Below are 7,218 nucleotides of genomic sequence, written 5' to 3' on the forward strand. Positions count from 1 at the left end.
CCCGTGAACGCCGTACCCCCGTTCGTCGTCGTCGCCCCCGTCAACGACGACGAAACCCTGTCCCGGTGCCTGGCCGCGTCGCCCGATCTGTCGACCGACGGCATCCCCCTGCGCGTCGTCCGCGACGCGCGCTCGGCCAACGGCGTCATCGCCGATGCCCTGCGGGCCACAACCGAGGGGTACGTCGTCTACGCCCACCAGGACGTCTACCTTCCCCGCGGCTTCTTCGCCGACCTCGCCGAGCAGCTCGCCGCCCTCGACCGGTTGGATGCCCGGTGGGCGGTCGCCGGGGCGATCGGTCGGGACGCCGCCCTCGTCACGCACGGGACGGTGTGGAGCACCGACCGGGGACGCGTCGTCGGGGAGCGGATCACGGGCCCCGCGGCCGTGGAGTGCCTGGACGAGTGCCTGCTGATCCTGCGTGCCGGCGACCTGACCCTCGTCGACCTCGGCGTGCCCGGCTTCCATCTCTACGGGGTCGACCTCGTGCAGATGGGACGCCTGCAGGGGCGCCGTTCCTACGCCCTGCCCCTGCGGATCGTGCACCACGCGAAACCGATCACCTCGCTCGGCGGCGGCTACGCCCGCGCCCACCGGTACATGCGTCTGAAGTGGCGGGCGCGACTACCGATGACGACGCTCATCACTCCCCTCGAGCGCGTGCCGTGGAAGCTCTGGAAGATGCGGGCCGGCGCTCGGCTGCGCGCCCGGTTCTCGCCGGCGAGACACGGCTACGGTCAAGAGACCGATCCCCGGCGGATCGCCCGCGAGCTGCGATACGAGTGAAGCCGGGTCACCCCCAGGCGCGCGCCAGCGCGTCGCCCTGGCTCCGCGCATCGCGGTGGCCGAGATAGGCGCGCCAGCCCCGCCGGTTCTCGGCGCTCCACGCGGCGAACCTCCGCTCCCGCACCGCGGCGACCAGCGCGGCCGCGCCCTCGTCCAGGGTCAACGCGGCCGGCAGGTCCGGCAGGGCGCGGATGCGCCGCGCCAGGATGGGCAGGCCGGCCGCGTCGGCATCCAGGATCGCGATCGGAAACCCCTCCCACGCTGCGGTGTGGAGGTAGACGTCGAGCTCGTCGAGCTCGCGGCGGACGCACTCGGCCTCGACCCACCCGGTGACGCGGATGCCGGGGGCCGCGCTCCCGTCCCCGATCCACGTGGCCTGGACGTCCACGTCGGCGAGCGCGCGACGCAGGGACGCGACGCGGTCGACGAAGAAGGCCGGGTCCTTCTGCGGCGACCAGCGTCCGAGCATCCCGAGGCGCAGCACGCCGTCCCGCAGCGCCCGCGGGGGGCGGGCGTGGACGTCGACGAGAGAGGGCAGGTTGGGGACCACGAGCGCGCGGTGCGCGGTGATCCCCACACCCAGCGCCTCGTCGCGTTCTCCGGGACCGCACGCCGCGAGCACCGTTGTCCGTCCGGCGAGCGTCCGCTCGATCACGCGGTAGACCGAGCGGTGGACGAACGACACGTCGGTGCGGGCGAAGGCGAAGCAGTGCGGGGTGTAGACGACGCGCGTCCGGGCCGGACGGAGCAGCCGCGCGTACACGCCGGGGAAGCTGGAGTGCGCGTGCACGACGTCGAACCGCCCGCGGCGCAGGATGCCCCGGAGGTCGCGGAGCGCGCGGACCGGGGTCGACGCGTCCCATGCCACGTGCGCGGCGTCGACCCCCGCCCACACCGGCGCCGGTCCTCCTGCGATGGGCGGGGACACGATGACGTGGCGATACGCGGGAGGCGAGGTGCGGATGTAGCTGCGCACCGCCACGGGGACTCCCCCGGTCGTGCGGTCGACGAGATGCGCGACGACGCGCGGCGCGGGGTCAGGGGTCACGTCGCGACGGTAGACACCGACGACGCGGGCGCGGAACGCGCTCGCCCCCTGGCCGCCGAGCTTGGTCCGGCATCTCACCCGTGGCATCCATTCGACTCACCTCGACGGGGGCAGGGTGTCCCGCCCCTCGTCAAGGCCGTGCGTCCCGCGGTCGGCCCTGCCTAGCGTCGGAGCATGACCTCCGATCGCGACCAGTTCACCTTCGACAACCCCGTCACCCGCTACTCCCGCGTCGAGCCCCCGCTGCAGCACCAGCCCGAGCCGGGCGTGCAGGCCGACATGACCCCCGTTCCCGACCTCGGCGAGAAGACCTACCGCGGTCTGGGCCGCCTGCAGGGGCGCAAGGCCCTCATCACCGGCGGCGACTCCGGCATCGGCGGGGCGGTCGCGATCGCCTTCGCGCGCGAGGGCGCCGACGTGGCGATCGTGCACCTCCCGGACGAACAGCGCGACGCCGACCACATCCTCGAGCAGATCCGGGATGCCGGGCGCACGGGCGTCTCGATCGCGACCGACATCACCGATCCCGGCGCGTGCCGAGAGCTCGTCGCCCGCACCGCCGAGGCCCTCGGCGGCCTCGACATCGTGGTGAACAACGCCGGCAAGCAGGTGATGGTCGAGAAGGTCGACGACCTGTCCGACGAGCAGTTCGAGCAGACCTTCCGGACGAACGTGTTCGCCCCGTTCTGGATCACCAAGGCGGCGCTCGCTCACCTGCCCGAGGGTGGCACGATCATCAACACCGCGTCCCTCGAGGCCTACGTGCCCGCCCCCGACCGCCTCGACTACGCGGCGACGAAGGCCGCCATCAACAATCTCTCCAAGGGTCTCGCGCAGCAGCTGGCCTCGCGCGGCATCCGGGTCAACGTCGTCGCACCGGGCCCCACCTGGTCCGCCCTGCAGGTGAGCCAGGGCGTGTCCGACGATCAGATGGAGCACTTCGACGACGAGAGCACCTACCAGCGCGCCGGTCAGCCGGCCGAGATCGCCCCGGCGTTCGTCTTCCTCGCGTCGGCGGAGTCCAGCTACGTTTCGGGCGAGACGCTCAACGTCAACGGCGGCATGGTCACGCCGTAATCACGCCGGGCGGGCTCCGGACGGGCTCCGGACGGGCCGAAGGGCGGGACCCCCGACGTCGTGTCGGCGGTCCCGCCCTTCGCGTTCTCCGCGGGCCGGTCGTGTCGTCGCCGCGGACGCTTGCGCAAAACGTCTCGCTTGGCAAGCGACCCTCGCGGCACCCCCGGGTGCGAAACGGTGAGTGCATGTCCGAAGACACCGCTTCCGCACCCGACGAGGCGACCCCCACCCTGTATCTGCTGCACGCGCTGGGTGCCAGCGCCCGATCGTTCGACCGTCTCGCCTCGCGTCTCGAGGGCCGTGTCCGCGTCGTCGGCATCGACCTGCCCGGTTTCGGGGACGAGGCGGATGCCGACGACTCCAGCCTCGCGGCGAGCGTCGCGCACGTGGAACGCCGTCTGCACGCCGAGGCCCGCGGCCGGTGGCTGCTGGGCGGCCACAGCATGGGCGGCAAGATCGCCGCGCTCGTGGCATCCCGTGTCCTGCGCGGAGACGCGTCGCTGTTCGGGTTGGGCGGCCTGGTGCTGATGGCGCCGTCCCCTCCCCGGCCCGAGCCGATGGACGAGGAGCGCCGTGCGCTCATGCTCTCGTGGGTGGCCGAGGGGCCGATCTCGGAGCAGGATGCCGACACCTTCCTCGACCAGAACGTCGCCCGCCCTCTCGACGACGCGGCGCACGCTCAGGCGGTCGCCGATCTGCGTCGCACTTCTCCCGCAGCGTGGCGCACGTGGCTCGAGACCGGGAGCACGGTCGACGCCACCGCCCAGGTGCAGACGCTCGACCTGCCGGTCCTGGTGCTCGCGGGCACCGACGACGCCGACCTCGGCGCCGCTGCTCAACCAGGTCTGCTCTCCTCGGTCTACCCCCGCGCCCGCTTCGCGACGCTCGCCGACACCGGTCACCTCATCCCGCTCGAACGCGACGCCGAAGCGGCCGCGGCCATCGAGGCGTTCGTCGACGACGAGGTGCGGGTGGGCCCGGTCGTCCCGGCGGAGTGGGTCCGCCTCATCGCCGGCGACCGCGTCGATGCGCGCGTCCGCGGCATCATGGCCCGCCGCGCGCTGCCCGACGACCGCGGGTACGCCCCCGAGGTGCTCGACCTCGCCCAGCTGACGCTCCTGCGCGAGATCGCCGACCTCGTCGTCCCGCAGGAGGGCCCGGCGATCGACATCGCCGCGCGCGTGGACGCCCAGCTCGCCCGCGGCGAGGGGGACGGGTGGCGTCCCGCCGACCTGCCGGCCGACCCCGAGGCGTATCGCCGCGGTCTCGACACTCTCGCCGCCTCATGGCCGACCGACCCCGCGGATCGCGACCGCGTGCTCCGCGCCGCGATCGAGGGCGAGGGCGAGGACGGCGGTCCCCTCGACGCGGCCCGGCTGAAAGCCTGGCTGGAGGACGCCCGCAACGACCTCGTCCGCCAGTGGCTCGCGCACCCCGCCAGCATGGCGCGCGTGGGCTACGACGGCTTCGCCACGGGCGGATCGCCGATCCGCGGCTTCGTGGAACTGCGTCTGGGACGCCGAGAAGACTGGGAGCCGTCCGGGGTGGGCGGCACGATCGCGACGGGAGACGCCGCATGAACCTCGAAGCGATGCGTACGTTCACGGACGACGAGACGGTCGACGTCGTCGTCGTCGGAACCGGCGCCGGGGGCGCTCCGCTGACGGCCGAGCTGGCGCGGAAAGGGCTGAGCGTGGTCGCGCTCGAAGCCGGTCGCCACTTCGCCCTCGACGACCTCACGCCCGACGAGACCGAAGCGGTCGAGATCAACTGGATGTCGGAGCGCCTCAGCGGCGGAGACGACCCCACGGCCTTCGGCCCGAACAACAGCGGACGCGGCGTGGGCGGCTCGATGCTGCATTGGGGGGCGTTCACCCCGCGCCCCGACCGCCGCGATCTGGCGCTGCGCACCGAGTCGGGTGTGGGGCGGGACTGGCCGGTCGATCCCGACGAGCTGCTGTCCTACGTCGAGCGCGTCGAGGGCGACATCGGCGTCTCGGGACCGACGCCCTACCCGTGGGACCCCTCGCGCCGCTACGCCTACGCCCCGGCGGCGCGGAACGCCCCCGCGAACCTCGTCGCGAAGGGCTGCGACGCGCTCGGCATCCGCTGGGCCGACGCACCGGCGGCGGTCCTCACCCGCGCGCGCCTGCAGGACCACCACGGCGAGCGCAGCGCGTGCGTGAACTGCGGCGAGTGCCACCAGGGGTGCCGGGTGGATGCCAAGGCCTCCACCGCCAACACCTACCTGCCCGCGGCCGTCGCCGCCGGCGCCGAGATCCGCAGCGAATCGATGGTGCACGGCATCGAACTCGACGAGCGCGGACACGTTGCGGCCGTGGTGTACCGCAAGGACGGAGTCGACCGGCGCCAGCGCTGCCGAGCCCTCGTGCTCGCGGGGGGCGGGGTCGAAACCCCGCGCCTGCTGCTGCACACGGGGCTCGCCAACGACAACGGGCAGGTGGGTCGCAACTTCCTCGCGCACGGGGCGACCCAGGTGTGGGGCCGCTTCGACGAGCCCGTCCGCGGGCACCGCGGGTATCCCTCGTCGCTGATCTCCGAGGACATGATGCGTCCCGCCGATGCCGACTTCGCCGGGGGCTACCTGGTGCAGAGCCTGGGCGTGATGCCGCTGACGTTCTCGACGACGCTGGTGCGCGGCGGCGGTCTGTGGGGTCCGGAGCTCATGCAGCGGCTCGATCAGTCGCGGTTCATGGCCGGCATCGGCATCAACGCCGATTGCCTGCCGTCCGACGACAACCGTCTCGAGCTGGTCGACGAGGTCGACGAGTTCGGCATCCCCCGTGCCCGGGTGTCGTTCACTGCGGGAGACAACGAGAAGGCGATCGACCGGCACGCGACGGCGTTCATGCTGCGCGTGATGGAGGCGGCAGGAGCGCGCGAGACGATGGTGCTGGCCCGCACGGCCCACACCATCGGCACCTGTCGCATGTCGAACGACCCGGGCGACGGAGTGGTCGACGCGGACGGGCGTTCGCACGAGATCCCCAACCTGTGGATCTGCGACAACTCCGTCTTCCCGTCGGCGATCGCCGCGAACCCGGCGCTGACGATCATGGCCCTGTCGCTGCGCACGGCGGATCGCTTCCTGGCATCCACCGCCGCCTGACGACCTCACCCGGACGCGCGCCGTGCCGCGCGTCCGGGTGCTGCGGCGGCGGTCGGTAGCGTCACCGCGTGCCGTCCCCCACCGCCTCAGCCGCCTCGCGTCCGCGTCGGGCCGACATCCAGGGACTGCGCGCTCTGGCGGTGCTGCTCGTCATCGGCGATCACGTCGCCCATCGGCCCAGCGGGGGCTTCATCGGCGTCGACGTGTTCTTCGTGGTGTCGGGCTTCCTCATCACGGGTGTGCTGCTGCGCGAGCACGACACGACGGGGCGGATCTCGGTCCGCGCCTTCATCGGCGCCCGACTGCGACGAATCGCCCCGCCCGCGCTCACGGTGCTGACCGCCACGGTGGGCCTGTCGTGGCTGCTGCTGTCGCAGGGCCGCGCGGCCGGCGTCACCCTCGACGCGGTGTGGGCGGCGCTCGGCGGCGCGAACCTGCACCAGATCCTGCTCGGGGCCGACTACTTCGCGCAGAACGCCACCGTCTCGCCCCTCCTGCACTTCTGGTCGTTGTCGGTCGAGGAGCAGTTCTACCTGGTCTGGCCCTGGTTGCTCATCGGGCTCGCGACGCTCGCCACGCGGCGCGGGCGCGGTCGCCCGCGGGGCGCGCGCTCCGTGGTGCAGGGCGGGATCGCCGCGGTCGTCGTCGCGTCGTTCACCTGGGCGCTCATCGACTCGGCCGCCCACCCCGTCCCGGCGTACTACTCCCTCTTCACCCGGGCGTGGGAGCTGGCCGCGGGCGGGGCGCTCGCCGTCGCGGCCCCCGCCCTGGCGAACCTCGGCCGCAGGTCGCGCGCGGTGCTCCTCGCCGGCGGTCTCGTCGGCATCCTGGGATCGGCGGTCCTCCTCACCTCGGACCTTCCCTGGCCCGCCCCCTGGGCCGTCATCCCCGTGGTCGCCACCGCGGCCGTCCTGGCTTCGGGAATCGGCGGTCCGGCGCCCGGCGCGGTGCTGCTCGCCAATCGCGCGTCGGTCTTCGTCGGCGACATCTCGTACAGCCTGTACCTCTGGCACCTGCCGGCGCTGGTCTTCGCGCTCAGCCTCTTCCCGCAGAGCGCGGTGCTGGCCGCCTCGGTGGCGATCCTGAGCGCCCTCGCCCTGGCCACCGCACAGTACGTCGCCGTCGAGAGGCCGGTCTGGCACTCGCCCCTCTTCGTACGCGGGGCGGGCTTCGACGA

General features: G+C 73.2%; 6 protein-coding genes. 5 read left to right on the plus strand and 1 reads right to left on the minus strand.

Features of this window, described 5'->3' with window-relative positions:
* Nucleotides 1-786 (plus strand): hypothetical protein (locus DBR36_RS17495; protein WP_181373444.1); only part of this gene is annotated, 786 nt, incomplete at its 5' end.
* A 7-nt stretch (nt 787-793) separates the two neighbouring features.
* Here the strand turns inward: DBR36_RS17495 and DBR36_RS02525 are convergent.
* Complete coding sequence (locus DBR36_RS02525) at nt 794-1,834, minus strand: glycosyltransferase (protein ID WP_181373445.1); 1,041 nt, start codon at nt 1,832-1,834, stop codon at nt 794-796.
* A 174-nt stretch (nt 1,835-2,008) separates the two neighbouring features.
* On the opposite strand from DBR36_RS02525, the gene DBR36_RS02530 reads away from it, so the two are divergent.
* From DBR36_RS02530 to DBR36_RS02545, 4 genes are all read left to right on the plus strand, one after another.
* Entirely contained in the window at nt 2,009-2,911 is a 903-nt protein-coding gene (locus tag DBR36_RS02530) for an SDR family oxidoreductase (protein ID WP_108317424.1), read from the plus strand.
* Nucleotides 2,912-3,096: 185 nt separating this feature from the next.
* Nucleotides 3,097-4,491, plus strand: coding sequence for an alpha/beta hydrolase (locus DBR36_RS02535; protein WP_108317425.1), 1,395 nt, complete (start codon nt 3,097-3,099; stop codon nt 4,489-4,491).
* Between the two features lie 11 nt (nt 4,492-4,502).
* Nucleotides 4,503-6,041 (plus strand): GMC family oxidoreductase, encoded by a 1,539-nt coding sequence (locus DBR36_RS02540; protein WP_258222517.1) that lies wholly within the window; start codon nt 4,503-4,505, stop codon nt 6,039-6,041.
* A gap of 68 nt (nt 6,042-6,109) precedes the next feature.
* On the plus strand, nt 6,110-7,218 hold a 1,109-nt coding region (locus DBR36_RS02545; RefSeq protein WP_146185180.1), incomplete at its 3' end, for an acyltransferase.

The sequence above is a fragment of the Microbacterium sp. HMWF026 genome (genome assembly GCF_003061325.1).
Taxonomy (GTDB): Bacteria; Actinomycetota; Actinomycetes; order Actinomycetales; family Microbacteriaceae; genus Microbacterium; species Microbacterium testaceum_E.